Here is a 271-nt window from a genome sequence, read left to right as displayed (position 1 = left end):
CGTGCGCACGCTGCCGGGCGGCGTCTTTCTGGTCCTCGTAGTAGAGGTCGCTGGCGAGCGGATGATGCGTATCGTGCGCTTCGGTGACCACGTCGGCGATCGTCAGTTGCAGGCCGTTGGCGACGTAGCGCAGGCTCTCGACGGCAGGCGCCAGGTTCAGGCGCGGGCCGAGGTAGAACAGGATGTTGGCGGTCTGCGAGCTCACGAGATCGCCGTCTTTCAGGAAGGGCGGCGCATACGGCGGATACGGCTCGTCATGGCTCTTCATGAG

The 271-nt window shown here is 65.3% G+C and carries 1 pseudogene; it reads right to left on the bottom strand.

The window, feature by feature from the left end:
• Positions 1-271, bottom strand: a pseudogene (locus SB764_RS40395) (glutathione S-transferase); the annotation flags it as partial.

It is taken from the genome of Paraburkholderia sp. SIMBA_027 (assembly GCF_046535315.1).
Taxonomy (GTDB): domain Bacteria; phylum Pseudomonadota; class Gammaproteobacteria; order Burkholderiales; family Burkholderiaceae; genus Paraburkholderia; species Paraburkholderia tropica.
Note: the sequence above shows the minus strand (reverse complement) of the source record. Positions and strands in the feature narration are given on the sequence as shown.